At 63.4% G+C, this 23904-nt stretch carries 28 protein-coding genes; 12 read left to right on the top strand and 16 right to left on the bottom strand.

Features of this window, described 5'->3' with window-relative positions; genetic code table 11:
• Window positions 1–604, top strand: a 604-nt coding sequence (locus DER72_RS08295; RefSeq protein ID WP_110069533.1) for an IS630 family transposase, incomplete at its 5' end; no start/stop codon positions are given.
• An 88-nt stretch (window positions 605–692) separates the two neighbouring features.
• Here the strand turns inward: DER72_RS08295 and DER72_RS08290 are convergent.
• On the bottom strand, window positions 693–1595 hold the full coding sequence (locus DER72_RS08290; RefSeq protein ID WP_110069521.1) for an acetaldehyde dehydrogenase (acetylating): 903 nt from the start codon (window positions 1593–1595) through the stop codon (window positions 693–695).
• A 310-nt stretch (window positions 1596–1905) separates the two neighbouring features.
• On the opposite strand from DER72_RS08290, the gene phnD reads away from it, so the two are divergent.
• From phnD to DER72_RS08235, 10 genes are all read left to right on the top strand, one after another.
• Window positions 1906–2865, top strand: a complete 960-nt coding sequence (gene phnD, locus DER72_RS08285) for a phosphate/phosphite/phosphonate ABC transporter substrate-binding protein (RefSeq protein WP_110069520.1) — start codon at window positions 1906–1908, stop codon at window positions 2863–2865.
• A 79-nt stretch (window positions 2866–2944) separates the two neighbouring features.
• Window positions 2945–3778, top strand: a complete 834-nt coding sequence (phnC, locus tag DER72_RS08280; RefSeq protein WP_110069519.1) for a phosphonate ABC transporter ATP-binding protein — start codon at window positions 2945–2947, stop codon at window positions 3776–3778.
• The gene (gene phnE, locus DER72_RS08275; protein WP_110069518.1) at window positions 3775–4584 is read left to right on the top strand and encodes a phosphonate ABC transporter, permease protein PhnE; all 810 of its coding nucleotides are present in this window, start codon (window positions 3775–3777) and stop codon (window positions 4582–4584) included. The genes phnC and phnE (DER72_RS08275) overlap by 4 nt, the downstream gene beginning before the upstream one ends.
• A gap of 9 nt (window positions 4585–4593) precedes the next feature.
• Window positions 4594–5409: a phosphonate ABC transporter, permease protein PhnE gene (phnE, locus tag DER72_RS08270; protein WP_110069517.1), complete on the top strand. Its 816-nt coding sequence runs from the start codon at window positions 4594–4596 to the stop codon at window positions 5407–5409.
• A 343-nt stretch (window positions 5410–5752) separates the two neighbouring features.
• Window positions 5753–6556, top strand: a complete 804-nt coding sequence (locus DER72_RS08260; protein ID WP_110069515.1) for an inositol monophosphatase family protein — start codon at window positions 5753–5755, stop codon at window positions 6554–6556.
• A 551-nt stretch (window positions 6557–7107) separates the two neighbouring features.
• Window positions 7108–7731 carry a homoserine/homoserine lactone efflux protein gene (gene rhtB, locus DER72_RS08255; RefSeq protein ID WP_110069514.1) on the top strand — a complete coding sequence of 208 codons (624 nt, stop codon included), beginning with the start codon at window positions 7108–7110 and terminating at the stop codon, window positions 7729–7731.
• A 332-nt stretch (window positions 7732–8063) separates the two neighbouring features.
• Window positions 8064–8510 carry a hypothetical protein gene (locus tag DER72_RS08250; RefSeq protein ID WP_086510542.1) on the top strand — a complete coding sequence of 149 codons (447 nt, stop codon included), beginning with the start codon at window positions 8064–8066 and terminating at the stop codon, window positions 8508–8510.
• 14 nt (window positions 8511–8524) lie between these two features.
• Window positions 8525–9088 carry a hypothetical protein gene (locus DER72_RS08245; RefSeq protein ID WP_110069513.1) on the top strand — a complete coding sequence of 188 codons (564 nt, stop codon included), beginning with the start codon at window positions 8525–8527 and terminating at the stop codon, window positions 9086–9088.
• A complete protein-coding gene (locus tag DER72_RS08240) occupies window positions 9089–9679 on the top strand; it encodes a cytochrome c oxidase subunit 3 family protein (protein ID WP_110069512.1) in 591 nt (196 codons plus the stop codon).
• Between the two features lie 4 nt (window positions 9680–9683).
• The gene (locus tag DER72_RS08235) at window positions 9684–9995 is read left to right on the top strand and encodes a cytochrome C oxidase subunit IV family protein (protein WP_110069511.1); all 312 of its coding nucleotides are present in this window, start codon (window positions 9684–9686) and stop codon (window positions 9993–9995) included.
• 80 nt (window positions 9996–10075) lie between these two features.
• Here DER72_RS08235 and DER72_RS08230 read toward each other — a convergent pair whose 3' ends face one another.
• The 15 genes from DER72_RS08230 to DER72_RS08160 form a co-directional block, all read right to left on the bottom strand.
• On the bottom strand, window positions 10076–10282 hold the full coding sequence (locus tag DER72_RS08230; RefSeq protein WP_110069510.1) for a hypothetical protein: 207 nt from the start codon (window positions 10280–10282) through the stop codon (window positions 10076–10078).
• 11 nt (window positions 10283–10293) lie between these two features.
• Window positions 10294–12231 (bottom strand): nitric oxide reductase activation protein NorD, encoded by a 1938-nt coding sequence (locus tag DER72_RS08225; protein WP_110069509.1) that lies wholly within the window; start codon window positions 12229–12231, stop codon window positions 10294–10296.
• 168 nt (window positions 12232–12399) lie between these two features.
• The gene (locus tag DER72_RS08220) at window positions 12400–13209 is read right to left on the bottom strand and encodes a CbbQ/NirQ/NorQ/GpvN family protein (protein ID WP_110069508.1); all 810 of its coding nucleotides are present in this window, start codon (window positions 13207–13209) and stop codon (window positions 12400–12402) included.
• 61 nt (window positions 13210–13270) lie between these two features.
• Entirely contained in the window at window positions 13271–14617 is a 1347-nt protein-coding gene (locus DER72_RS08215) for a cbb3-type cytochrome c oxidase subunit I (RefSeq protein WP_110069507.1), read from the bottom strand.
• Window positions 14618–14647: 30 nt separating this feature from the next.
• On the bottom strand, window positions 14648–15094 hold the full coding sequence (locus DER72_RS08210) for a c-type cytochrome (protein WP_086510550.1): 447 nt from the start codon (window positions 15092–15094) through the stop codon (window positions 14648–14650).
• A 231-nt stretch (window positions 15095–15325) separates the two neighbouring features.
• Window positions 15326–15649 (bottom strand): carboxymuconolactone decarboxylase family protein, encoded by a 324-nt coding sequence (locus DER72_RS08205; RefSeq protein ID WP_110069506.1) that lies wholly within the window; start codon window positions 15647–15649, stop codon window positions 15326–15328.
• Window positions 15650–15727: 78 nt separating this feature from the next.
• Entirely contained in the window at window positions 15728–16120 is a 393-nt protein-coding gene (locus DER72_RS08200) for a SirB2 family protein (RefSeq protein ID WP_181395626.1), read from the bottom strand.
• 44 nt (window positions 16121–16164) lie between these two features.
• The gene (locus DER72_RS08195; RefSeq protein WP_086510552.1) at window positions 16165–17367 is read right to left on the bottom strand and encodes an NnrS family protein; all 1203 of its coding nucleotides are present in this window, start codon (window positions 17365–17367) and stop codon (window positions 16165–16167) included.
• A 246-nt stretch (window positions 17368–17613) separates the two neighbouring features.
• Complete coding sequence (locus DER72_RS08190; protein ID WP_110069505.1) at window positions 17614–19149, bottom strand: nitrite reductase; 1536 nt, start codon at window positions 19147–19149, stop codon at window positions 17614–17616.
• Window positions 19146–20012 carry a uroporphyrinogen-III C-methyltransferase gene (gene cobA / locus DER72_RS08185; protein WP_110069504.1) on the bottom strand — a complete coding sequence of 289 codons (867 nt, stop codon included), beginning with the start codon at window positions 20010–20012 and terminating at the stop codon, window positions 19146–19148. Before cobA ends, DER72_RS08190 begins: the two co-directional genes overlap by 4 nt.
• A gap of 43 nt (window positions 20013–20055) precedes the next feature.
• Window positions 20056–21258 carry a heme d1 biosynthesis radical SAM protein NirJ gene (nirJ, locus tag DER72_RS08180; RefSeq protein ID WP_110069503.1) on the bottom strand — a complete coding sequence of 401 codons (1203 nt, stop codon included), beginning with the start codon at window positions 21256–21258 and terminating at the stop codon, window positions 20056–20058.
• 3 nt (window positions 21259–21261) lie between these two features.
• A complete protein-coding gene (locus DER72_RS08175) occupies window positions 21262–21816 on the bottom strand; it encodes an Lrp/AsnC family transcriptional regulator (RefSeq protein ID WP_110069502.1) in 555 nt (184 codons plus the stop codon).
• Entirely contained in the window at window positions 21791–22315 is a 525-nt protein-coding gene (locus DER72_RS08170; protein WP_258306244.1) for an AsnC family transcriptional regulator, read from the bottom strand. Before DER72_RS08170 ends, DER72_RS08175 begins: the two co-directional genes overlap by 26 nt.
• The gene (locus DER72_RS08165; RefSeq protein WP_110069501.1) at window positions 22312–22830 is read right to left on the bottom strand and encodes an Lrp/AsnC family transcriptional regulator; all 519 of its coding nucleotides are present in this window, start codon (window positions 22828–22830) and stop codon (window positions 22312–22314) included. The genes DER72_RS08170 and DER72_RS08165 overlap by 4 nt, the downstream gene beginning before the upstream one ends.
• On the bottom strand, window positions 22827–23300 hold the full coding sequence (locus tag DER72_RS08160; protein ID WP_110069500.1) for an Lrp/AsnC family transcriptional regulator: 474 nt from the start codon (window positions 23298–23300) through the stop codon (window positions 22827–22829). The genes DER72_RS08165 and DER72_RS08160 overlap by 4 nt, the downstream gene beginning before the upstream one ends.
• A gap of 235 nt (window positions 23301–23535) precedes the next feature.
• Between DER72_RS08160 and DER72_RS08155 the strand changes: the two genes are divergently transcribed.
• Window positions 23536–23886 carry a cytochrome c gene (locus tag DER72_RS08155; protein WP_110069499.1) on the top strand — a complete coding sequence of 117 codons (351 nt, stop codon included), beginning with the start codon at window positions 23536–23538 and terminating at the stop codon, window positions 23884–23886.
• The last annotated feature ends 18 nt before the right edge of the window (window positions 23887–23904 follow it).

Genomic DNA, 23904 nt, shown 5'->3' with positions numbered 1-23904 from the left:
GCGTATTCGGCATTCACTGAAGGCACGGCGCGACGAAACGGATTTCCGCAACACTCAAGGCCTTCTCAAGGTGCTTCAGGAGCGGGAAGACCTGGGTGAGCACGAGCTCTATTACTTCGATGAGTCGGGCTTTTCGCAGTCGTCACCGGTTCCATACGCGTGGAGTCCCATTGGGCAGCCCTTTGAGATGACCGCCTACTCCCATAGCCGAAGGTTGAACGTACTGGGGTTCCTCAGCCGAGCCGGGAAGCTGGTCTACCATACCTCCACGGAGCCGGTGACTACCGAGACAGTCATCGAAGCATTTGATCAATTTGTGGCCCAGAAAGACCCCGATACCTTCGCCATCGTGGTGCTCGACAATGCCAGCATGCATCGCTCCAAGGCCTTCAGAAGGAAGATTATGGAATGGATGTCGCATCGTGTGCATCTGGTCTACCTATCGGCTTACTCGCCGGAGCTTAACCTGATAGAGATTCTGTGGCGGCAGATGAAGTACGCATGGCTACCGTTGAGTGCCTATCTCTCATTTGACCACCTCAGCAAGGAGGTCTGTCGCCTACTCGACGGCTACGGGTCTGAGCGCACGATAAATTTTGAATAGCCACTTATCTGCTCGACACTAAGCTGATGATTAATCGCGTGATTACCATCTCTCAGCGAGCAGTCGCTAATGGTAATGTATTTCTTTTTCATGCCACCCCCTCCTCAATGACCGCTATTTTTGAGCTATAACCACTCAGTCTTGATTTAAACTTTGCGACGGCCATTGCGGCCGAGTTGATAATATCCAGATTCCCCGCGTACTCAGGTAGATAATCTCCATTGCCATATACTTGAACTGCCAAGGTCACATTCCCCGAGTCAACTAGCGGCTCAAGCACCAGATTATAGCCTGGCACATATTCCTGAACTTGCCTCACGATAGCGCTGACATTGCTTTTCAACTTCTCAATGTCAACTTTTTCACATCTAGCATATAGCGTAGTTTGCATGCACACTTGAGGGAGCGCTGGATTTATATTCAATATAGCTTTCGAGGCCTCAGCGTCAGTGAATTTTTTGAGTGCAAACTCTGTGGTTTCAACATACTCATTGAGATTATCCCTAGTTGCGATCCCCGCACTGTCAGATGATATACTAGATATCACTTCTACATACAAAATCTTATCGCAGGATTTCTTTAATGCATATGCCATTGGCAAGCTTGCCTGCCCACCACAAGTGATAAGATTTATATTTCTTTTACCTTTTAACAACTCCAAATTTATAACAGGAACGCAGAGCTCGCCTATCTTGGCTGGTGTAAGATCAATAACAAACTTATTATGCTTAGAGAAAAGTCTGTCATGCTCTGCGTGTGAATTTGCCGACGTTGCATCAAAAACAATATCAAATTCTTCAATATGTTTTTCAAGGTAATAAATCCCTTCGCTCGATGTCTCAACTCCTCTTAGCATTGCCTCTCTCATGCCTGGGCTGTCGCTCCTTCTCCCTACGACGAAGCGGAGATCCAGCTCTTTTGATTTGATTGCTTTGCACATCAAATCAACTCCGATACTTCCAGTACCGATTATAGCCACTCTATTTGACATATCTTCACCTTACCATGAGATCCGTGGAAAAAAACGCCAACTTCTACCGACAGATCAAGCATGCACCTAGCACGTTAAACCCACGTTGCACTATTGCTTCAGTGGCGTTGATATCCACCTGGCCTTCTTCCAGCACCACTCAAATAAATTTCATATACATGACACAGTAACGCCATTTTTCGCCAAGGGGTCTTCAGAACGCAAAATTAATGAAACAAAAACATATTCAAATCGACATATTCACGCAATCTATTGCATGCACCATCTACGCTTCAAACTGTAGGCTTTTCTTTTTAAAACTGAGGTTGACATGCTTATCCCATATCAAAAGACAGTAACAACCAGCCTGTTTGGACTTTTAGTCGCACTGTCGCTTCAGGCCAACGCCGAGCTCTCCAAACGTTATACTGATGCCGACGGTGACATGATCGCCGACATCCCATCCGATGAGAGCCAATGGGTCGATCCCGACACTCTGGTCTTTGCCTACACGCCGGTGGAAGACCCGGCCGTCTACGCCGAGGTGTGGGCCGACTTCCTCGACCACCTAGGCGAGGTGACTGGCAAGCGGGTGCAGTTCTTCCCGGTGCAGTCCAACGCCGCCCAGCAGGAGGCGCTGCGCGCCGGTCGTCTGCACGTGGCCGGTTTCAACACTGGCGGTGTGCCTCTAGCGGTTAACTGCGGGGGGTTCCGGCCCTTTGCTATGATGGCGGGTGAGGACGGTAGCTTCGGCTATGAGATGGAGATTATCACCTACCCGGGAAGCGGCATTACCTCTGTGGAAGACCTAGCCGGGAGAGAACTCGCCTTTACTTCTCAGACATCCAATTCAGGATTTAGGGCTCCATCGGCAATCATCAAGTCTGAGTTCGGGCTGGAAGCTGGCGTTGACTTCGATACCCCCTTCGCTGGCACTCATGAGAATTCGATATTAGGAGTCATCCACAAGGATTACGAAGCTGCGGCAATCGCTAACTCAGTTATCACAAGAATGAAAGCAAGGGGGGTCATTAGCGAGGATGACTATGAAGTCATTTATACCTCTGCCACCTTCCCCACGACTCCCTACGGCACCTCTCACAATTTGCACCCTGAACTACAGGAAAAGATCAAAGAAGCCTTCTTCAGCTATGACTGGGAAGGTACGCAGTTGCAAGCGGAATTCTCCAACAATGGAGAAAGCCAGTTCATTCCTATCGATTACGCCGAGCGCTGGGAGATTATCCGCACCATCGCCGAGGCCAACGGTGTGACCTACGACTGCGATTGATCCCCTCGTACCCATGATTCAGCACGGGCCAGGAGAGCCTCGCTCTCCGGGCCCATGCGCATGTAAGGGAGACCCGACCATGCTGACGCTTTCCGCGGTCAACAAGCGTTACCCCACCGGAGATCGCGCCCTGACTGACATCGACCTGAACCTGCCACGCGGCCAGGTAATGGCCCTGATCGGCCCCTCCGGGGCCGGCAAGAGCACGTTGATACGCTGCGTCAACCGCCTGGTTGAACCCACAAGCGGCAGTATCCGGCTCGAAGACACCGAACTGACCCAGCTCTCCGGCTCGGCGCTGCGCCGGGCGCGCCGCTCCATGGCCATGATCTTCCAGGAGTATGCCCTGGTGGATCGCCTCACGGTGATGGAGAACGTGCTCTCCGGCCGTCTCGGCTACGTCGGCTTCTGGCGCAGCTTCACGCGTCGCTACCCTCAGGAAGACATTGCCGAAGCCTTCCGCCTGCTCGATCGGGTCGGCTTGCCACACGCCCTGGACAAACGCGCCGATGCGCTCTCCGGCGGCCAGCGCCAGCGGGTGGGCATCGCCCGGGCTCTGATCCAGAGTCCGCGCCTGCTGCTGGTGGACGAGCCCACCGCGAGCCTCGATCCCAAGACGTCACGCCAGATCATGCGTCTGATCCGCGAGCTGTGCGCCGAGCGCAATCTGGCCGCCATCATCAACATCCACGACGTGGCTCTCGCCCAGCAGTTCGCCGACCGCATCGTCGGCCTGCGCGCCGGCCGGATCGTCTTCGACGGCAAACCCGGCGAGCTGGATGCCGAGACCCTGACCACCATCTACGGCGAGGAGGAGTGGGACACCCGGGTTCAAGAGGAGGAAACGGAGGGCGAGCCCGCCAGGCCGGCACCCACCGCTCACCTCAACCTGGCCACCGGAGGCGCTGCATGAGCCGCCAGGAGCAGGCCCGGGCAGGCCAGTGGCGGCGTTTGCCGCTGATCGAGAACCCACAGCTGCGCTGGGGGCTGGCGCTAGGTCTTGCTGTCTATCTGGTGCTGGCGCTGGCCTCGGTGGAGGTCAACTGGGCACGGGTCGCCGAAGGAGCCGGCCGCGGCCTCAATTTTCTGGCGGCCTTCACCCAGCCGGACTTCATCAGCCGCCGCGGCGACATCATCGACGGCATTCTCGAGAGCCTGACCATGACCGTCACCTCGACGGTGATCGGCGTGGCTCTGTCGATCCCGGTGGGGCTGGGAGCGGCGCGCAACATCTCGCCCTGGCCCATCTACTATCTGTGCCGCGGCATCATCACCGTCTCGCGTACCTTTCAGGAGATCATCATCGCCATTCTGTTCGTGGTGATGTTCGGCTTCGGCCCCCTGGCCGGCATGATCACCCTAGCCTTCGCCACCATCGGCTTCATGGCCAAGCTGCTGGCCGAGGACATCGAGGACCTGGACTGGCGCCAGGTGGAGGCGGTCCGCGCCACCGGGGCCAACTGGTGGCAGACCATGAACCATGCCGTACAGCCCCAGGTGATGCCCCGCCTGATCGGGCTCTCGATGTATCGTCTGGACATCAACTTTCGCGAATCGGCGGTGATCGGCATCGTCGGGGCGGGCGGCATCGGCGCCACCCTCAACACCTCGATCAGCCGCTACGAGTACGACACCTCGGCGGCGATACTCCTGATCATCATCGCCATCGTGCTGTTGTGCGAGTACTCCTCGAGCCATATCCGCCGCTGGACGCAATAGGAAATCTCCATGCCCGTTTCGACGACTTCGCAGGGCACGCCGAGCTGGCGCCTGCGCACCACCCGCGCCCATTGGCTGCAGTATCTCGGCTGGCTGGCCGGCGCCTGCCTCTTCCTGCTGTGCTGGAAGGTGATCTCCGACAACACCATGTGGGTCTTCGTCGAGGACGCCGGCCGCCAGGGCAGCGATCTCATCAGCCGCATGCTGCCGCCCCAGTGGAGCTACGCCCACCGGCTGTGGAAGCCGATGTGGGATACCCTCAACATCGCCACCCTGGGTACGCTGCTGGGCATCGCCATGGCCTTCCCGGTAGCCTTCCTGGCGGCCCGCAACACCTCACCGCACCCGGTGGTGCGCAGCGCCGCGCTGGTGATCATCGTCTCGTCGCGCTCCATCAACTCGCTGATCTGGGCCATGCTGCTGGTGACCATCCTCGGCCCGGGCGTGCTGGCCGGTATCATCGCCATCGCCCTACGCTCCATCGGCTTCATCGGCAAGCTGCTTTACGAGGCCATCGAGGAGATCCACCCCACTCCGGTCGAGGCGATCAGCGCCACCGGTGCGGGACGTCTGCAGGTGATGAACTACGGCGTGCTGCCCCAGGTCATGCCCGCCTTTGCCGGTATCAGCGTCTATCGTTGGGATATCAACATTCGTGAATCCACGGTGCTAGGGCTGGTGGGCGCCGGGGGAATCGGCCTGCAGCTCAACGCCGCCATCAACAGTCTTGCCTGGAACCAGGTCAGCGTCATCTTCGTGATGATCTTCGTCACCGTGCTGGCTTCGGAGTGGATTTCCGCACGGGTGCGCCACGCCATCATCTAATGAGTAGCCAAGAGATTTTCTTCACTTCGGTAAAGCAGAAAGGTGCCGACGCAAGCCCCTGCCTATACCAGGAGGTCCAAAGTGCTACGGTTATTCTATGAGTCCAAGCTGTCGAAAGAACGTTCTTTGAAAAGGACTGCCGAGCAAACTAGCATCGCAGCGACCGAGATGGGTGCCCGGGCTCGCAACCTCGCCAGGCTCAACCATGTGGCAGTACAGCGGTTGGTGTCGCCACCCGCCGCCTTACTTGTGATGCTCACCCCGGGGTTCATATATCTGCAACGCCGCACCCTCAAGATGGTTCTAATGCGAAGCCCGTAGCGCGCCTCCCAGGAGACCAAGCATGACCAAATCGACCACCACTATCCTAATCGACACCCTGCAGCAAGCTGCCCGGGCGGCCGGTGAACTCCTCCACGAGGGTTACCAGACCGTTGGAGCCATCGATTTTGAGTGCAAGGGCGCCTCGGATTTCGTGACCCACTACGACCAGGCGGCTGAACATGCCATCATTGAAACCATCCGACGCGCCCACCCCGAGGTGGGCTTTCTCGCAGAGGAAACCGGCGCCACCCCGGCCGGCGACAGCGACCTTACGGTAATCATCGACCCGCTCGACGGCACCAATAACTTCCTGCATCGCGTGCCTCACTTCTCTGTCTCTATAGCAGTACGCCAGGGCGAGGCCCTGACTCACGGGGTGGTCTATCAGCCACTACTGGACGAGATGCTCTGGGCCATCCGCGGCCAAGGGGCTTATAAGGGATCGCAGCGGATACCCATTTTACCAGCTCGTCCTCTCACTGAGATGCTGGTCGGTACATGCCTGCCTTATCACGGCAAGGGCGACTGCGAGACGAGCCAGCGACAACTCTCCGCCCTGATGCCCCGCGTGGCCGGGATTCGCAGCCCAGGCTCTGCCGCACTCGAGATTGCATATACTGGCCTCGGCCGGTTTGACGCTTTTTGGTCTCAGGGCGCGCGACTGGATCTATGGGACATTGCGGCAGGAATCGTCATAGCACGAGAGGCAGGATGCAAGGTCACCGACCTTTCTTGCAACCCAAACCCTGCTCAGTGGAATAGCTTGTTAGTAGCCAAACCGAACCAGCATGATAAGCTTTTTAGCATACTCAATGACAAATAAACTTAGGGCCTCGATATATCGCTTAAGCTAGTGCCCACCGGTGCTGAGCAAGATAAGAGCCCGTCGATGCTTGACGCCTCCCTCCAAGAAAGCCACTTTTAATCTGTATAAAACTGCATCAGATCATCTCGCTGACTTTATTTTCATCATTGCCCTGAATCTCCGATAAGAGTTTTTCTGATAAGCGACATTAGGTGAGGCATTTACCTTGATAGCAAAAGCCCTCAGCAATCATTTCATATCCCGTGAGAGGGGTAACACACCGAGTTGCCATGATTAGCTCCTCTGAGGGCATTCAGGCCGTCAGTCCTTCCGGCTCCACTAGGTGACCTGGATCTCCCGCTCCGGGTTGCGCAAGGCGGTGCCGATGGGCGTCCAGCTACGGGGCCGCTCTGTAGTTCTTCCTTCGCACATATCCAAACTGAATTACGAAAGGAATTAAGACTAGTAATCACTGACTCAAATTTGTAACAAAAACATGTTATAATTGGCTGTCTTCTGCAAGGCCGAGCAGGAATAATATTTTAATTTTTAACTCGACGGAGATAACGATGACTCTTGGTGTTTGGCTGACTTTTCTAATGGCTTCGTTTTTTGTTAGCATATCTCCTGGTGCAGGAGCTATCAACACGATTAACAGCGGCATTAACAATGGTGTTAAATCCGCCCTCCCAACCATATTGGGACTGCAGCTTGGGTATGGCATACAAATTCTAGCAGTTGCTATTGGGATTGGAGCAGTCTTAGCATCATCCACCACAATATTTTCATTTATTAAGTGGATGGGCGTTGCATATCTAATTTGGCTAGGCGTTCAGAAGTGGAGATCACCTAGCTCATTGGGCAACATCAATAATGATGAGAACACAAAAAAGAAGCAGTTCTGGAAATCTTTCTTCGTCAATTTAACCAACCCTAAAGCCACTGTGTTCCTAGTCGCTCTTTTCCCCCAGTTCCTATCCAACAGCAGTTCGTCATCTCATATTTCCCAGCTCCTTATAATGGGAGGAACACTCCTCGCTGTAGATATAATCGTCATGTTCTGCTATGCAGAACTGGCCAGCCAACTAAAGCGATTTATCAACTCCACATCAAGAATTCAATTTATGAATCGCGCATTTGGTTCTTTTTTTATAATCGCGGCCATTATGCTTGCAGCCTACAAAAAAACCTGACTCCACCACCGCTGAGTTCCGCCGCGACGTTGCCCACCAGTTAGACGGTTGATATTGCTCAGCAACGGACTGGCACCGGCCTCCCTGCGCCAATATGGCGGGGCGTGATGGCTTGGCCGCAAATTCTGAGTGTCGTAACGGGTTAGAAGCGTTACCGGCAGGCTGAATGAAATTTTAGCCTTATTGACACGCTAAACCGTCCCGCCGAATCCCAAACCGAAACGGCCCAGCATTGACCCAAGGCAAGGACAGCCATCGGCGCTCAGGGCATAGTGGCCATTAACATGCAGCATGAATATTTCTTTCACTCGCCACACCCACGGGAGGGAGCGATGTCCACCATCTCGTACTCCAATGCGCCAGCCGACACGGCCGCAGCGCCGCTCGATACGCGAGGCCGGGCTCTGGCCGCCGTCGTCTACGTGCTCTACCTGGGCAGCATCATGGCGGTGGTCACCGCACCCATCGGCGTGCTGATCGCCCACCTTCGCCGTCGCCGCAATGCGGAATGGGTGGAAAGCCATTTGCTGTTCCAGATCCGTACCTTCTGGCTGGGTGCCCTGGCCGGTGGGGCGGTGCTGGCCGCCTGGTACCTGCTGGGCCTGATCGGCGCCCCCTCCTGGGCTTCCTGGGTGCTGGGCTACGGTTTCTTCACCGCCTGCCTGGCCTGGACCATCGGTCGCAGCGGCGTGGGGATCAACCGTTTGCTGAACGACCGTGCCATCGACGACCCGCGCAGCCTGCTGTTCGGCGGCGCCAAGGTGTCACTGGAAGACTGATTGGGAGCTCGCCGATGACTACCGCCACCTCCACCCTGCCACTGTCGCCGACACGCTCCGCTGCCGTCAGCGGCCTGGCTTGGGGCTTCATTGCGTTCTCCACGCTGACCGTGGCGCTGCTCACCCTGCCGCTACTGCCCCGCGAGGCGCTGGTCGCCTCGCTGGGCGTCGAAACCGGCAGCGGTGGGCTCACCGGCGGGGTGGCCTGGCTGATCGAGCGCAGCAATACCGTGGCCGGCCTACTGATGGTGGGCGCCGCCGTGACCCTGGCGCTCTCCGTAGCGCTGCTGCAGCGTCGGCGCTGGGCGCGGCCGGCTTTTCTCGGCCTGATGGCGGCCGGCTTCGTCGGCGTGCTGGGCGGCGCCGCCCTGACCCCGCTGACCTTCGGCTTCATGGCCGATGCGGCCGGCGAAATGGCCCGCTACGAGGAGTCGGTGGCGGGCCTGATCGGCGCCCTTTCGGTGCTGATCATGGTGGCCACCGCGCTGGTGGTGCTGTTCGCCTGGGCCGGCTGGAAGCTGACCACGCCGGCGGTTCGCGCCGAATTCGAGCGCACGCCCGTCGCCCCGGAGCGCTGAGTGGCGAACCGTCACGAGCTGTCTCAGCCGCGGCCGCTGCCCAACCCTGGCTGGGGACCGCTGGCGGCGCTGCCCGGCAATCCGCTGATGTGGGTGCTGATCCTCAGCGAGATCGTGGTGTTCGCCGCCTTTTTCGGCCTGTTCGCCTGGCTGCGGGCCGGCGAGCGCGAGGTCTTCGACGCCTCCCAGCAGTTGCTCGATCCGGTGATCGGCGGCATCAACACCATGGTGCTGCTGACCAGCGGGCTGTTCGCCGCCCTGGCGGTACAGGCCATCACCCAGGGCAGGATACGGCGCTGCCGCCAGTGGCTGGGAGCGGCCTTCGCCCTGGGCGTGGTGTTCTGCGTGGTCAAGGTAGTGGAGTATGCCGACAAGCTCGGCCAGGGGCTCGCACCCGAGACCAACACCTTCTTCACCTTCTACTACCTGCTGACCGGCTTCCACTTCGCCCACGTGCTGTTCGGCCTGGGGCTGATCGCCCTGGTGGCCTGGCGCATCTCCCACGACAACGTGGAGACCGCCGCGGCCTTCTGGCACATGGTCGATCTGATCTGGATCCTGCTCTACCCGATCATCTACCTGCTGAGGTGAGCCCATGCGCGCCATGCAAGACGCCTTTCGCGATGCCGCCACCCGCCGGCTGCTGATTACCTGGGCGGTGCTGATGGGGCTGACGCTGGTCGCCATGCTCTCCGCCCGGCTCGGCGGCGATGCCCGTCTGGCCGCCCTGCCGCTGTGGTCGGCGGGCCTGCTGCTGGCCACCACCTTCTTCAAGGCGCACCGGGTGCTGATGGTGTACCTGGGTCTGGCCGACGCTTCGCCGGCCTGGCGCGGTGCCTTCGTCGGGCTGGTGCTGGCCACGCTGGTGCTGGTGGGGTCCGGTTATCTTGTCGCCCAGTTAGCCTAGCCTTCGTCCTCGAGAGAAGTGAACGAAACGGCGCCGCTATCGGGGATAGCGGCGCCGTTTGCGTGGTAGTGACGGCGGGGTCAGTAGGTGGGAGGAGGTGGTCCTACCCCAGCCCACTCGGCCAGCCGCCGGGCCAGGCGGATCAGGCCGTAGACGGCGAAGGGGGCAACGAACATCATCAGGATGCCCCAGTCCTGGGTGTTGATCACCCAGGCCAACGGGGTGATCACCGCGAAGGCGGCCAGCAGGCCGAGGCTCAGGGCAATGGCGGGACGGTTGACTGTCATCTTCACTCCCCCTAGTTACCTATGATTTGACGGTAGATACCCGGCAGCGCCAGCGACAGGTGCTCCGGCCGGTTGACGATGGCATAGCTGCCGCGGCCGAACAGGTGCGACACGTACTGGTGCGCCTCGCTGTCGATGGTCACGCCAAACACGCGCACCTCATGCTGGCGCGCCTCGAGCACCGCCCGGCGGGTGTCCTCGATGCCGTAGCGGCCCTCGTAGTAGTCGGTGTCGTTGGGCTTGCCGTCGGTGAGCAGCAGCAGCAGCCGGTGCCGGTTGGGCCGTTCGGAGAGCTCCTTGGTCACGTGTCGGATCGCCGGCCCCATGCGGGTGTAGTGGCCGGGCTTGAGCGCCGAGATGCGTCTTGCCACCCGTTCGTTCATGGCCTCGTCGAAGGTCTTGAGCGTGTTGACCCACACCTTCTGGCGCCGATGCGAGGTGAAGCAGTGGATGGCGTAGTCGTCGCCGCAGCCGGCCAGGCCGTGGCCCAGCACCAACAGCGCCTCCTTGGCTACGTCGAGCACCCGGCGATCCTCCAGCCAGGCGTCGGTGGAGAGCGAGACGTCGACCAGGATCGACACCGCCAGGTCGCGGGCCTGCTCGCGGGCCGTCATGTAGAGGCGGTCGCTGGACTCGCCGGTGGCGGCCAGGTCGCAGCGCGAGCGGATCACCGCGTCCATGTCGAGCTCGGTGCCGTCGTACTGGCCGCGCAGGGTCTCGCGTCGCGGTCGCAGCGCCTCGAACTCTCGGCGTACGCGGCGAATGCGCCGCTGGGTAGCGGCATCGGGCTGCCACTGCTCGCCCTCTTCGCTGGCAAGCTCGGTGTGCACCAGGCAGTGTTCGGGCAGATAGATCTGCTTGCGGTAGTTCCACTCGGGGTAGGTGTGCTTGCCGCGCAGGCGCTCGCCCAGCGCCTCGTCCGGCGGCAGGTCGAGGTCGACCTTGATGCGCGTCGCCGCCCGCTGCTTGTGCGGGCTGAGGATGATCTCCTCCATCTGCTCGGCGGCGCGCTTGGCTTCCTCGTCCTCGTTGTCCTCGACCAGGCGGTTGAGGTTCACCATCTCGGTCCAGGAGAGCATCTTCTCGAAGCGGTTGGCGATCAGCGGATCGTCGCGCTCGGTCTGGTCCTGGCGCTTGCGCTCGGCCTTGCGCTTGCCGTCGCTCACCGTCTGGGCGCTGTTGGTCTCGCCCTCTTCGGGGTCGTCCCTGCTCTCGTCGCGGCCCGCTCCGGTCCCCAGAGTGACCACCTGGCCCCACAGCGGCACCGGCAGCGGCGGACGATAACCGCGCGGCGCGCCGATGCCGTCGAGCGACAGCTCGGGCCGCATCACGGCGTGGTGCAGGGCCGCGGCCCAGCCTTCCAGCTCCCGCGCTTCGCCGAGCAGCACGCGCAGGGTCTGCTCCAGCGCCAGCTCCATGGTCGGCAGGCGCTTGCGGGCCGGGCGCACCAGCAGCAGTGCCTGGCACAGCCGGCGATAGCGCTCGGCCAGCCCGGGGAAGCGTTCGAGCGCGGCGTCGCGGGCGCGCACCGCCTCGCGCAGGCGCGCCAGGTCGGCGCGCAGCGGGTCGCGCTGCTGTTCGGGCTGGCGCGCCACCGCCAGATAGGCCACCAGCCAGAAGTAGAGATCGCGATTGAGCTCGGCATCGGGGAACAGATCGATCTGCGGCGGCAGCAGCAGGTTCTCCTCGTCGCGCCGGGCCTGGTCGATGGCCTCATCGTCGAAGCCGAGCCGCTGACGCAGCGACAGGCGGTGATTGGAGCTGCGCGCGATGATGGCGGCGACTTCAACGCCCGCCTCGCCGCCGCTGGCGCGGAAGAACACGCCGAGCACGTGGCGCATCCGCTCCATGGTGACGGCCGCTTCCGGATAGCGCTGGTAGCTGGCCGCGCTGGAGGCCCAGCGGTGCCAGTGGCGACCGACGAACTCCTCGAGTTCGAGAAACTGCATGAGCGACCTCCTGATCGACAAGGCGCTGACCGGCGCTGTGGTTTGGGGCTGATTCGGCGGCAGGCCTACGAGGAGGCGCTGTAAATACTTCCCTGTACGCTACCGACGCCATCCCTGGCGTAGAACCTCCTCTTCGGCCTGCCCCCTTCGCCCCGCACTGTGGAATGTTCAGCCGAAAGTGGCGCGAATCGACTCCAACAACCCTTCCTGCACGTCCAGATCGTCCGAGAGCGGCTCGACCAGGGTGGCGCGGGTGGCCTCGAGAATCGGCATGCCGGCATTGATCAGGGTGGCGCAGTAGACCAGCAAGCGGGTGGAGACGCCCTCTTCCAGATCCTGACCCTTGAGCTCGCGCAGACGTCCGGCTAGGTTGACCAGCGCGGCGCAGCGTTCATGGGAAAGGCCGCTCTCGCGGGCGACGATGTCGCACTCCAACCGCGGCGGCGGGAAGTCGAACGACATCGCCACGAAGCGCTGACGGGTGCTCGGCTTGAGCGACTTGAGAATGTGCTGATAGCCGGGGTTGTAGGAGACCACCAGCATGAAATCGTCCGGCGCCTCGAGGAGCTCCCCGGTGCGCTCCAGGGGGAGCAGGCGACGGTCGTCGGTCAGCGGGTGCAGCACCACGGTGACGTCCTTGCGCGCCTCGACCACCTCGTCGAGGTAGCAGATGCCGCCTTCGCGCACGGCGCGGGTCAGCGGACCGTCGACCCAGCGGGTCTCGCCGCCCTGCAGCAGGTAGCGCCCGGTGAGGTCGGCGGCAGTGAGGTCGTCGTGGCAGGAAACGGTGAACAAGGGGCGGCCCAGCTTGGCCGCCATGTGGCTGACGAAGCGGGTCTTGCCGCAGCCGGTCGGCCCCTTGAGCAGCAGCGGCAGACGCTGTCGGTACGCCTGCTCGAACAGCGCGCACTCGTTGCCGACCGGCTGGTAGAAGGGCGCCTCCTGGTCGAGCTCGGGCAGGGATGCGATATGGGTCATGAATCACTCCATAAGCCGGAAGGAAGCGGGCCGCGGCGACCGCCGCGGCCCGCCGGGGGCATTACTCGGCAGCGGTCAGCGGCTTGCTGGTGGCAGGCACCTGCTCGCGCGCCGGCCCGAAGACCGCGTAGATGAACATCAGCGCGGCGATGCCGACGAAGATGCCGGTGCTGAAACGCATGATGTAGAAGAGGTCAAGCTGGTCCTGGACCTGCATGAAGTTCATGCCGAGCACCCGCTGCAGGTGGGTCTGGACGACGCCTGCGAAGGTCAGGGTGAAGGTCATGAACCACATGGCGGAGGTCATGATCCAGAAGGCCCACATGTTCAGCACCTGATTGAAGGGCTGCACGCGACGGATCTGCGGCATGGCGTAGGTGATGATGCCCATGATCAGCATCACGTAGGCGCCATAGAAGGCCAGGTGGCCGTGGGCCGCGGTGACCTGGGTGCCGTGGGTGTAGTAGTTGATCCACGACAGGGTATGCATGAAGCCCCAGACGCCGGCGCCGAAGAAGGCCACGGCGGCTGACCCCATGGTCCACAGCATGGCGGCCTTGTTGGGGTGGTTGCGGTTGCCCTTCCAGAACATGTAGAAGGCGAACACCACCATGGCAAAGAACGGGATCACCTCCAGGGTGGAGAAGATGCTGCCGATGGGCTGCCAGTAGCCGGGGGTGCCGATCCAGTAGTAGTGGTGACCGGTGCCCAGCAGGCCGGAGAAGAGCGCCAGGCCGACGATGACGTAGAGCCACTTCTCGATGATCTCGCGGTCGACGCCGGTCATCTTGATCAGCAGGTAGCCGAGCAGGGAGGCCATGATCAGCTCCCAGACGCCTTCCACCCAGATGTGGACGATCCACCACCACCACAGCTTGTCCAGCGCCAGGTTGTCGGGGTTGTAGAAGGCGAACAGCCAGAACACCGCGGCCAGCCAGAGGCCCAGCATCAGCACCATGTTGATGGCCGTCTTGCGCCCCTTGAGCATGGTCAGGCTGGTATTGAACAGGAACATCAGGAACGAGATCGTGATGAAGATCTTCGCCCAGAGCGGCTGCTCGAGGTAGTGACGCCCCTCATGGATGCCGAACTGGTAGCTGATCAGTGCCCCGGCGCCGGCAATGGCGAAGATGCCCAGCTGCAGGTAGGCCAGGTTGGGGCTGTAGATCTCGTGCTCTGCCTCTTCAGGCATCAGGTAGTAGGTGCAGCCCATGAAGCCGATCAGCAACCAGACGATCAGCAGGTTGGTGTGGCTGGTCCGGGTAATGTTGAAGGGCATGGCCTCGGACATGAAGTGCGGCCACACGTAGGCTGCCGCTGCCGCCAGTCCGAAGACGATCTGTAGAGCGAATAGTGCCATTGCCAGCATGAAGAACGGCAAGGCCACCTTCTGCGTTTCGTATTTCATGGTGCGACTCCTTGGTTCCTGGAAGGGGGATCAGCCCGCCGGGTGCGGCGGCCAGCCCTGGGTGTCGATGGAATCGGTCCACTCCAGGAAATCGATCAACGCCCGCATCTCTTCGTCGTTGATGTCGTGAGCCGGCATCTGGCGACGTCCCGGGGCACCGGTGGGCTGGGCGTTCATCCATGCCGTCAGCGCCATGCGAGCCCCTTCGGGGTTGTCGCGTCCGCCGAAGCGGGTCCAGACGTTGCCGATCTCAGGCGCGAAATAGGAGCCTTCGCCGAGAATGGTGTGGCAGTTGATGCAGTTGTGCTCTTCCCAAACGTGCTTGCCCAGGCGCACGGAGTCCGACATGGGCTGGGTCGAGGTGTTGACGATGTAGAAATGGCTGTGAGCCGTCAGTGCGGCGAACAGCAGGAAAAAGAATAGCGAGCCGCCGTAGAAGATATTACGGGCCGCCGCCTTGGTGAGGCCTTCGGTCATGGGCCTTTCCCCCTCGCTGGTGACACTTCAGGGACCTGCGACCGAAGTCGGCGAGCCCCACCCCTTAAACAAGCATTTATAATGCATCTTAAGAGTAACGCCACGAGTCAGAGGCAGCATTGACCTTCGTCAAATCGGCGGTGATGAACGGCAGCGGCAGAGAGAGAACGGGGCTTTCAGAGAGCGGTGGAATGTCGCACGGCGGGCCGCTGGGGCCCGCCCGTCAGTCGTTTACCGCCGGTTATCGGTGATGTCCTCGATCCAGGTCAATGCCGCCACCCCCGCCGGCAGCCCCAGAGTGGGAATGGCCAGCATGGCCACCTGCTTCAGGGCCTCTGGCTCGATGCCTTCTTCCATGGCACGCCGCATATGCGAATGCACGGCCCCTTCCGAGCCGCCGCCCACCGCCAGCGCCAGCTTGACCAGGCGCCGCGTGCGGTCGTCCAGCGGCCCCGCCTCGGCACATGCCTTGCCCAGCGAAGCGAAGGCGCGCCACACCTCGGGATAGTCGTCGGCCACCTTGCCGGCACCGGAAGGAAGATCTTGATTGGCCATGTGGTTTTCCTCGTCTTGTCGTGAATGTCTCGGCAGGCTTCAGTATAGAAGCCTGCTCCGTCCGGGAAAGCGCCCGTCTCAGAGAGGGAGGAAGAACCAGGGATCCTTGGTCATGGCCGTGCCCATGATGTAAACGAACACCACGATCGCGGCCAGCGCTGCCAGTCCCCGCGTCATCGGCGTACGCCCGCGCTTGATCGCCACGGTGCCGAGCAGGATGTAGCCGAGCAGCCCCAGCAGCTTGGCGGCCAGCCACGGATGCTGGTGTGGCCACATCGAGAGCATAGTCATCAGCGTGATCCCCAGCAGCAGCAGCAGGGTGTCGTTGACGTGGGGCAGTATCCTCACCCAGCGCCGCTGCAGCAGGGAAACCTCGCGCACCGACCACCAGGCGCGCACGATGAAGAAGGTGATACTGAGCACTGCGGTAGTCATGTGCAGATGCTTGATCAGCGAGTAGTACTCGATCATCGACTGGCTCCGTCCCTAGCTGTTGCCCGTCCGCCTCGGACCGCCTAGCCCGCCTGGCCGTCTGCCCGGGCGCTCAATAGTGGCAGCGTATAGTGAAACAGGAAGATGAGGTAGGCGATACACCAGAAGATGATGCTCAGGTTGTAGGTCCAGTGGGTGATCTGCGGGAACATGGCGAGTATCGGCGAGCGCAGCAGGGCACCGGCGAAGATCAGCGCCAGGCCCACGCCGATACCGGGCAGGGTGCGGATCTCGCGCCCGGTGTGGCCCAGCGACACGCGGGCCATCATTGCCAGCATCATGGCGCCGATGCCGCCGATGGCCAGGGCATGCAGGGCCAGCTCGACGCGGAAGACGCCCAGCAGTGCCATGGCCCACATCGTCAGACCGACCGGCACGAAGGCATAGCTCAGGTGCAGACCCCACAGCAGCGGCTCACGCAGGGTCAGGTGGCCCTCCCAGCGCACCAGACGCACCAGACTGGCTGCTGCCGCCACCAGCATCACGCTGGCCAGCAGCGCAGGCGGCACGGCGGCACCGAGCAGCACCGCGAGTTGCAGCAGCACGATCGCCAGCAGCGAGCCCAGGGTCAGCCTCTCCAGCGCCGGAATCGCCGCCGGCTGCGGCCGCCCCAGCTTGCGCGAGGTGAAGAAGGGAATCACCCGGCCGCCCAGCAGTACCATCAGCACCGCGATCAACAGCACGCCGAGATAGCCGCCTTCGCGAATCAGCGCGAACTTGCCCTGGGCCACCCCCAGGTGCATGGCCAGATTGGCCGTAGCCAATAGCAGCAGTACCGGCACGAACATCAGATTGCGCCACAACCTGGCCGCCACCACCAGACGCCCCATGACCAGCGCCGCCAGCGGCAGAAAGGCCACGTCGAGGGCGATCAACAGCCACACCGGCAACCCCATGGGAAACGCCAGGGTGATCCTCGCCGCCAGCCACAGCGCCACCAGGCCCAGCAGCGGTGCACCGCTAAGGCTCGGCCGGCCGGTCCAGTTCTGCACCGCGGTGAGCAGGAAACCCACCACCACGGCGGCGCCGAAGCCGAAGATCATCTCGTGCTGGTGCCACCACATCAGCCCGCCGTGAGGGCGCAGCAGGATGTCGCCGTGCCAGAAGGCGAACCAGACCACCATGGCCAGCACGCTGAATAGCGACGCCAGCAGGAAGAAGGGGCGAAACGCCAACCGCGCCAAGGGCAGGCGCGGCTGGTGGGGAGCGGGGGAAGCGGTGTTCATGGCGGCATATCCGACTTGAATGCTTGGATGAATCCATTATGGCGATTCGCGTCGGGTGGCTTCATGACGAGTATCAAGAATGCTTCTTTTTAATCGCCACGCAACCAATCATTGAGCGAGCGGGATGAAGCGCGAGGCGCACGATGCACAAGAACCGGAGCATATGGGGTATATGTGAGGATTCTGACCGGGCTGGCGCACCAGCAATCGTGCAACAAAGCGAATCGCCCGCGCAGCCAATGATTACTAATGGCTGGTGCCTTCTTCGTATTGGGTCTTGTTCCACACGTTATACTTGCCTGAAGGCCGCTTCATCGGCATGCGTCCCAGCTCCTCCAGGGTGTTGGCGTCGAGCCACAGCAGGTAGCCGTCGTCGTCCCACACGCTCAGCAGCAGGGTCTCGCCGCGGCGGTCGAACTCGACGTGGGCGGCGGTCTTACCCGGTTCGGGAATCAGCGTCTCGACGATCTCCAGGCTCTGCTTGTCGATCACGTGGATGCGGTCGTGGTTGGGACCGAAGAAGACGTCCACCCAGGCGTAGGGCGAGTTCTCGTGGCTGCGCATGAAGAAGCCGGGACCGTCGGTCTCGATATGGGTGATCAGCGACCAGTCGGTCATGTCGAACACCGAGACCTGCCCCTTGTCGATGTGCGGCATCGCCATCACCCGGCGCCCATCGAGTTCCCAGGTGATGCCGGCGCCCAGGTGCGGCATGCCCTCCAGCGGCAGGTCGGCGACCTTGACCTCCTCGTCCATGTCGAACACCTGGCCGCCCTTGCCGCCGCGGGCGGCGCCGACCAGGTAGCGGTACTCCATGTCGAAGAAGAAGTCGTCGAGGTAGTCCGGCGCTTCCATGCGATGCAGGGCGAAGTCGCCGACCAGCGCCTCGTCCCCTTCGGCCCGCTCCTCGGGCCAGCGGATCTCCCACACCTCGGGAATATCGCGCAGGGCCGCCACAAAGCTGTTGCGCGGTGGCGCGGTATAGACGGCACTGACCCGGGAGGTCTCGCCGTCGAGCCCCTCCACCGGGATCACCGCGATCAGGTCCAGGTCCCGAGCATCCAGCAGCACCAGGCTGTGGGGCAGGTAGTTGCCCGCCAGCACGTAGCGGCCGTCGGCGGAGACGGCGATATTGCGCATGTTGATGCCAGCGCGCACCTCGGCGGTGACCTCCAGGTTGTAGATGTCGTACTTGGTTACCCAGCCGTCCCGGGAGCCGAAGTAGACGTAGCGTCCGTCCGGACTGTACTTGGGCCCGCCGTGCAGGGCATAGCGGCTGGGGAAGCGCGCGATCCGCTCGAAGCGGTCGCCGTCCAGCAGGCTGACGTGGTGGTCGCCGATCTCCACCACCAGAAAGAGGTTCTTGAGATCCTCGACCTCGAACACCGGGGCGTCGGGCAGGCTACCGTAGGGGTGGGAGAGCTCGTGGCTGGCGAGGATATCGGCCTCCTCCCAGCGGGGCTCGTGGTCCGGCGGCGTGAAGATCCACTCGGCCAGGGCCGCGACCTCCTCCTCCGAGAGCAGCTCACGGTAGGCCGGCATCTGGGTGGCCGGGCGGCCGTCCCGGATCACCGAGACCGCCTCGTCGGCCTTGAGCCGCGAGAGGTTGTCGGGCAGCAGCGCCGGCCCGATGCCGCCCAGCCGGCTGACGCCGTGGCAGATCGCGCAGTGATGGTTGTAGAGCACGTTGGCATCGGGCTCCGCGGCCATCAGCGGCAGGGCGGGGGCGGCCAGCAGGCCGCCCAGCAGCAGGGTGCGCAGGGTCGTCACGGCGTGTCTCACAGCGCCACCCTCCCCATCCCGTGCGCCAGGGCGTCGATGGCGTCTTCCGGCGTCCGGGCCAGGCGGGTCATGGCCGGCGCCAGGGTCTCGGCCAGGCTGACCACCTCGCCCACCACGATCAGGGTCGGGGGCCGGAACGCCTCGCGCTCGATCACCTCCACCAGGTCGCCCAGGGTGGCCAGCACGTGGCGCTGCTCCGGCGTGGTGCCGCGCTCCACCAGGGCCACCGGGGTCTTGGCGGGCATGCCGTGGCGCTGCAGCTCACTGCGGATCAGCTCGGCATTGGTCAGCCCCATGTAGAACACCGTGGTGTGGTGGGGCACCGCCAGCGCCGCCCAGTTGAGCGCCAGGTCACCATCGCCCTTGCAGTGGCCGGTGACGAAGGTGACGCTCTGGGCGTGGTCGCGGTGGGTCAGCGGGAAGCCGGCGTAGCTGGAACAACCCGAGGCCGAGGTGATGCCCGGCACCACCCGGAAACCGACGCCGTGCTCGATCAGGTACTCGGCCTCCTCGCCGCCGCGGCCGAAGATGAAGGGGTCGCCGCCCTTGAGGCGCAGCACCCGCTTGCCCTCGCCGGCCAGCCGCACCAGCAGGGCATTGGTCTCCTCCTGGGTCAGGGCATGGCAACGCGAGGCCTTGCCTACGTAGTAGCGGCGGGCATCGGGGCGGCCCATGGCCAGGATCTCCTGGGAGACCAGGCGATCGAACACCAGGCAGTCGGCCTGCTGCAGCATGGAAAGCGCGCGCAGGGTCAGGAGGCCGGGGTCGCCGGGGCCCGCGCCGACGATGGCGACCTCACCCGGCGCCAACGGCGCCTCGTCGAGGCCGAAGTTGAGGGTCTGGGTCTGTCGGAATGCTGTCATGGCTCGCTCTCCCGGAGCATCACGGCCTGAATTCTGGCTCGGCTCAGAGCTCGATGGCCTGGATGGCCTCGTAGGGCGCCGCCACGCGCCGCTCGCCGTCGACACTGGCGCCGATCTCCTCGTTGGTGAGGTAGCAGCCGGGATCCTCTTCCCAGGGGTCCCCGGTCACCTTCCAGGCCCGTACCCGGGTGTTGCCGTTGCAGATGTCGAGGAAGCGACACTCGGCGCAGCGCCCCTTCAGCGGCCGCGGCCGCTGGCGGAAGCCCGCCATCAGGGGGTCTGTGGTGTCGTCGCGCCAGATCGCGGAGAAGGGCCGCTCCCGGACGTTGCCGAGGTCGTGGTCCCACCAGAAGGTATCGGGGTGAACGTTGCCGAGGTTGTCGATGTTGGCGATATGCTCGCCGGAGGCGTTGCCCCCCCAGTGGCGCAGGCGCCGCTCCAGGGCCTCGGCCTGGTCGGGGAAGTGCTCCCGAGCCCACATCAGCAGGAAGGGGCCGTCGGCGTCGTTGTTGCCGGTGACGTACTCGCGCTCCACGCCGCGCTCGAGCTCGGCGCGGCAGTGGTCGAAGAGCCGGGCCATGGCATCGCGGGTCATGCGGTACCAGGCGTCCTGCTTGCTGTGGCGCCGGCCGCGGCCGCCGTAGTTGAGGTGCGAGAGGTAGAACTTATCGACGTCGTGCGCCTCGATCAGCGCCAGGATGTCGCCGAGCTGCTGGTAGTTCTCCCGGGTCAGGGTGAAGCGCAGCCCCACCTTGATGCCGCGCTCCTTGCACAGCTTCACCGCGTGCATGGACTCGCGGAAGGCCCCCTGGCGCTGGCGGATGACGTCGTGGGTGGCCTCCAGGCCGTCGATGCTGATGCCCACGTAGTCGTAGCCGATGGCGGCGATCGCGTCGATGTTGGACTCGTCGATCAGGGTGCCGTTGGTGGAGAGACCGGTATAGATGCCCAGCTCACGGGCGCGCCGCGACAGCTCGAAGATGTCCGGGCGCATCAGCGGCTCGCCGCCGGAGAGGATCAGCGCCGGCACCCGGAAGCCCTTGAGGTCGTCGAGCACGGCGTGGGCCTCGGCGGTGGAGAGCTCGCCGGCGAAGTCGATGTCGGCCGAGGTGGTGTAGCAGTGCTTGCAGGTGAGGTTGCAGCGGCGGATCAGGTTCCAGATCACCACCGGCCCCGGCGGCTTGCGGGCAGTCGGGATCGGGGTCGGCTCCATCAGGCTCTTGATATAGCGGGTGACGCGAAACATGGCTTACCTCCTGGGCTCGGGCTTTCGCCCGGCACCGGGTCGGCCGGCCAGTCGCAGGCCGGTCTTCTTGAGAATGCGGGAGCTGTAGAGGATGCGGTGGTCGCGGCAGGCCTCGCCGAGCAGCGCGCGCAGCGCCTCGGCCTGGCGTTCGACCTCCTCCCGGGTGTGGCCATGCAGCATGGCGAAGAGGTTGTAGGGCCAGTCGGGGAGGTGGCGCGGGCGCCGGTAGCAGTGGCTGACGCCGGGCAGGCGGCCCACCTCGCGCCCCAGGCGCTCGATCCGGGCGTCGTCCACGTCCCACACCGTCATGCCGTTGGCCACATAGCCGAGCCGATAATGGTTGGGTACCGCTGCCACCCGGCGAATGGCACCGCTGGCCTGCATGGCCTGCACCCGGGCCAGCACCTCGGCGCCGCTCATCCCCAGCTGGCGACCCACTGCCGCCCAGGGGTCGGGCACCAGCGGCAGACCCGCCTGGGTGGCCAGCACGATGGCGCGATCCCGCTCATCGGGCGTGGAGACGGCGGGCGACTCAGACGGGCAGGTGGAGACGGACATGGAATTCCTCCTGCTTGGGCATGTTGAAGACGGGCAGGCCGGTGGCGGCCTCGATCTCGGCGATCACCTGGCCGATGCGCTCGGGCGTCTCGGTGGCCAGCACGAACCACATGTTGAGGCGGTGCTCGCGGCGGTAGTTGTGGGCCACCTCGGGGAAGGCGTTGACCGCCTCCACGACCGCCTCGAAGTCCGGCTCCGGGACCGCCAGGGCGGCCAGGGTCAGGCCGCCGCCGAGCCGCTCGGCGTGGTACATGGGGCCGAAGCGGCTGAGCACCCCCGCCTCCAGCAGCCGCTCCAGGCGGTAGAGCAGCTCGCCCTCGGAGAGGTCGAGCTCCGCGGCCACGGCGGCATAGGGCGCCGCCACCAGCGGCAGGCCATCCTGCAGGCGGTTGATCAGGCGCCGATCGGCGGCGTCCAGCTCGGCGGCTGGCCCAGCGGCGGCGGGCTGGCGTGCAGCAGCGGCGGGCGAGCGTGGGGTGGTAGCGGGCATGGCGGTCATGGGCGCTCCTCGGCGGTATAGCGGCCGCCGTGCTGACGGTAGGCCTTGAGGCTGAACAGCACGCGGTGGGGAATGGCCTGCAGCGCCTGGCGCTCGACGATCTCGTCGAGGGCGCTAAGCACGCGCTCACGGCGCGTGCCGTGGATCATGCAGAACAGGTTGTAGGGCCAGTCGGGCAGGCGCCGCGGCCGGCGGTAGCAGAGGGTCACGACGGGCTCGTCGGCCAGGCGTCGGCCCAGGTCGGCCACCTCGGCGTCGGGCACGTCCCACACCACCATGGCGTTGGCGGTGATGCCAAGGGCGCGATGGCGCACCACCAGGCCGAGGCGCTTGACCAGCCCCTCGGACTGCCAGCGCCGCATGCAGGCCATCACCTCCGCCTCCGCCATCCCGCACTGCTTGGCCAGAGCCTCCCAGGGGCGCGGCACCAGCGGCAGCCCCTGCTCCACCAGGGCGCGCAGGCGCCGCTCGGCGAGGGGCTCGGAGCTGACAGGAGCGGGCTGTCTGGCGTTCATGGCGCCTCCAGTTCATGCCAGGGGATCGGGAAGCCGAGGTCGATGTGGAACCCCTCGAGCATGGGCAGGCGCAGGATCTCGCGCTCGAGCTCGGCCTCCAGGGCATCGAGGCGAGCCTCGAGGACGGCCTCGTCGGGCGCGGTCATCACGAACCAGAGGTTGAAGTCGTGCTCGCGCAGGTAGTTGTGGTTGACGCCGGGGGCGCGGTTGATCACCTCCGCCACGGCATCGCGCGCAGGCTCGGGCGCCGCCACCGCGGCCAGCAGGCTGGCGCCGGCACGGGCGTGGTCGAAGACCGGCCCTACCCGGCTGAGCACCTCGAGATCCGCCAGGCGCGCCAGGCGCTCGAGCACCTCCGCCTCGCTGCTGCCCAGGTGCGCCGCCATGGCGGCGAAGGGCCGCTCGCAGACCGGCAGGCCGCGCTGGTAGGCGTCGATCAGTTGGCGGTCCAAGGGGTCGAGTGTGACCATGGGACGCTCCTTGTGGCGCTTTAAGATGCCTTTCTCGAGCATCTTACCTGCAGCCCGAACCCCGCAAGCGGAGAACTCCGCGGTGGTTGACGCAAGTCAAAAGAGGCATGCGGAATGCCCTTTTATGATCCAATCCCCTTCGCAACTGCCCCGCGGCTTGATATTCATCAACGCAGAGCGACGCCCTGACGGCGAGACTCGGGTATCCGTCACCCCACCTCCTGCGAGCCCCGACATGCCCAAGAGAGCCCTTCCCCTGCTGTTAGTCGGCCTGGTCTGGCTGCTGCCTCAGGTGGCCCAGGCGGAGAGCCGGGACACCGGCGCCCCGAACCCCGAGCGCCTGGAGACCCTGCTCTACCAGGACTGCGGCTCCTGTCACGGCATGACCCTGCGCGGCGGCCTGGGCCCCGCCCTGCCCCGCGACCGCATGCAGACCCTGAGCCCCGAGGCGCTGACGCATATCATCCGCCACGGCATCCCCGGCACCGCCATGCCCGGCTGGGAGGCGCTGCTCAGCGAGGAGGAGGCGCGCTGGATCGCCGACCACCTGCAGACCGACAACCGCCTGAAGACCCTGGACGACTGATCCCCCGAGGAGAACGCC

Origin of the sequence: Halomonas sp. A11-A (assembly GCF_003182195.1) — a bacterium.
In the GTDB taxonomy this organism is placed as follows: Bacteria; Pseudomonadota; Gammaproteobacteria; order Pseudomonadales; family Halomonadaceae; genus Halomonas; species Halomonas alkalicola.
Note: the sequence above shows the minus strand (reverse complement) of the source record. Positions and strands in the feature narration are given on the sequence as shown.

Bases quoted from the DNA above. Each gene is read 5' to 3' on its own strand.
- DER72_RS08290 (WP_110069521.1), bottom strand. From the start codon at position 1,595: ATGTCAAATAGAGTGGCTATAATCGGTACTGGAAGTATCGGAGTTGAT.
- phnD (WP_110069520.1), top strand. From the start codon at position 1,906: ATGCTTATCCCATATCAAAAGACAGTAACAACCAGCCTGTTTGGACTT.
- phnC (WP_110069519.1), top strand. From the start codon at position 2,945: ATGCTGACGCTTTCCGCGGTCAACAAGCGTTACCCCACCGGAGATCGC.
- phnE (WP_110069518.1), top strand. From the start codon at position 3,775: ATGAGCCGCCAGGAGCAGGCCCGGGCAGGCCAGTGGCGGCGTTTGCCG.
- phnE (WP_110069517.1), top strand. From the start codon at position 4,594: ATGCCCGTTTCGACGACTTCGCAGGGCACGCCGAGCTGGCGCCTGCGC.
- DER72_RS08260 (WP_110069515.1), top strand. From the start codon at position 5,753: ATGACCAAATCGACCACCACTATCCTAATCGACACCCTGCAGCAAGCT.
- rhtB (WP_110069514.1), top strand. From the start codon at position 7,108: ATGACTCTTGGTGTTTGGCTGACTTTTCTAATGGCTTCGTTTTTTGTT.
- DER72_RS08250 (WP_086510542.1), top strand. From the start codon at position 8,064: ATGTCCACCATCTCGTACTCCAATGCGCCAGCCGACACGGCCGCAGCG.
- DER72_RS08245 (WP_110069513.1), top strand. From the start codon at position 8,525: ATGACTACCGCCACCTCCACCCTGCCACTGTCGCCGACACGCTCCGCT.
- DER72_RS08235 (WP_110069511.1), top strand. From the start codon at position 9,684: ATGCGCGCCATGCAAGACGCCTTTCGCGATGCCGCCACCCGCCGGCTG.
- DER72_RS08230 (WP_110069510.1), bottom strand. From the start codon at position 10,282: ATGACAGTCAACCGTCCCGCCATTGCCCTGAGCCTCGGCCTGCTGGCC.
- DER72_RS08225 (WP_110069509.1), bottom strand. From the start codon at position 12,231: ATGCAGTTTCTCGAACTCGAGGAGTTCGTCGGTCGCCACTGGCACCGC.
- DER72_RS08220 (WP_110069508.1), bottom strand. From the start codon at position 13,209: ATGACCCATATCGCATCCCTGCCCGAGCTCGACCAGGAGGCGCCCTTC.
- DER72_RS08215 (WP_110069507.1), bottom strand. From the start codon at position 14,617: ATGAAATACGAAACGCAGAAGGTGGCCTTGCCGTTCTTCATGCTGGCA.
- DER72_RS08210 (WP_086510550.1), bottom strand. From the start codon at position 15,094: ATGACCGAAGGCCTCACCAAGGCGGCGGCCCGTAATATCTTCTACGGC.
- DER72_RS08205 (WP_110069506.1), bottom strand. From the start codon at position 15,649: ATGGCCAATCAAGATCTTCCTTCCGGTGCCGGCAAGGTGGCCGACGAC.
- DER72_RS08200 (WP_181395626.1), bottom strand. From the start codon at position 16,120: ATGATCGAGTACTACTCGCTGATCAAGCATCTGCACATGACTACCGCA.
- DER72_RS08195 (WP_086510552.1), bottom strand. From the start codon at position 17,367: ATGAACACCGCTTCCCCCGCTCCCCACCAGCCGCGCCTGCCCTTGGCG.
- cobA (WP_110069504.1), bottom strand. From the start codon at position 20,012: ATGACAGCATTCCGACAGACCCAGACCCTCAACTTCGGCCTCGACGAG.
- nirJ (WP_110069503.1), bottom strand. From the start codon at position 21,258: ATGTTTCGCGTCACCCGCTATATCAAGAGCCTGATGGAGCCGACCCCG.
- DER72_RS08175 (WP_110069502.1), bottom strand. From the start codon at position 21,816: ATGTCCGTCTCCACCTGCCCGTCTGAGTCGCCCGCCGTCTCCACGCCC.
- DER72_RS08170 (WP_258306244.1), bottom strand. From the start codon at position 22,315: ATGACCGCCATGCCCGCTACCACCCCACGCTCGCCCGCCGCTGCTGCA.
- DER72_RS08165 (WP_110069501.1), bottom strand. From the start codon at position 22,830: ATGAACGCCAGACAGCCCGCTCCTGTCAGCTCCGAGCCCCTCGCCGAG.
- DER72_RS08160 (WP_110069500.1), bottom strand. From the start codon at position 23,300: ATGGTCACACTCGACCCCTTGGACCGCCAACTGATCGACGCCTACCAG.
- DER72_RS08155 (WP_110069499.1), top strand. From the start codon at position 23,536: ATGCCCAAGAGAGCCCTTCCCCTGCTGTTAGTCGGCCTGGTCTGGCTG.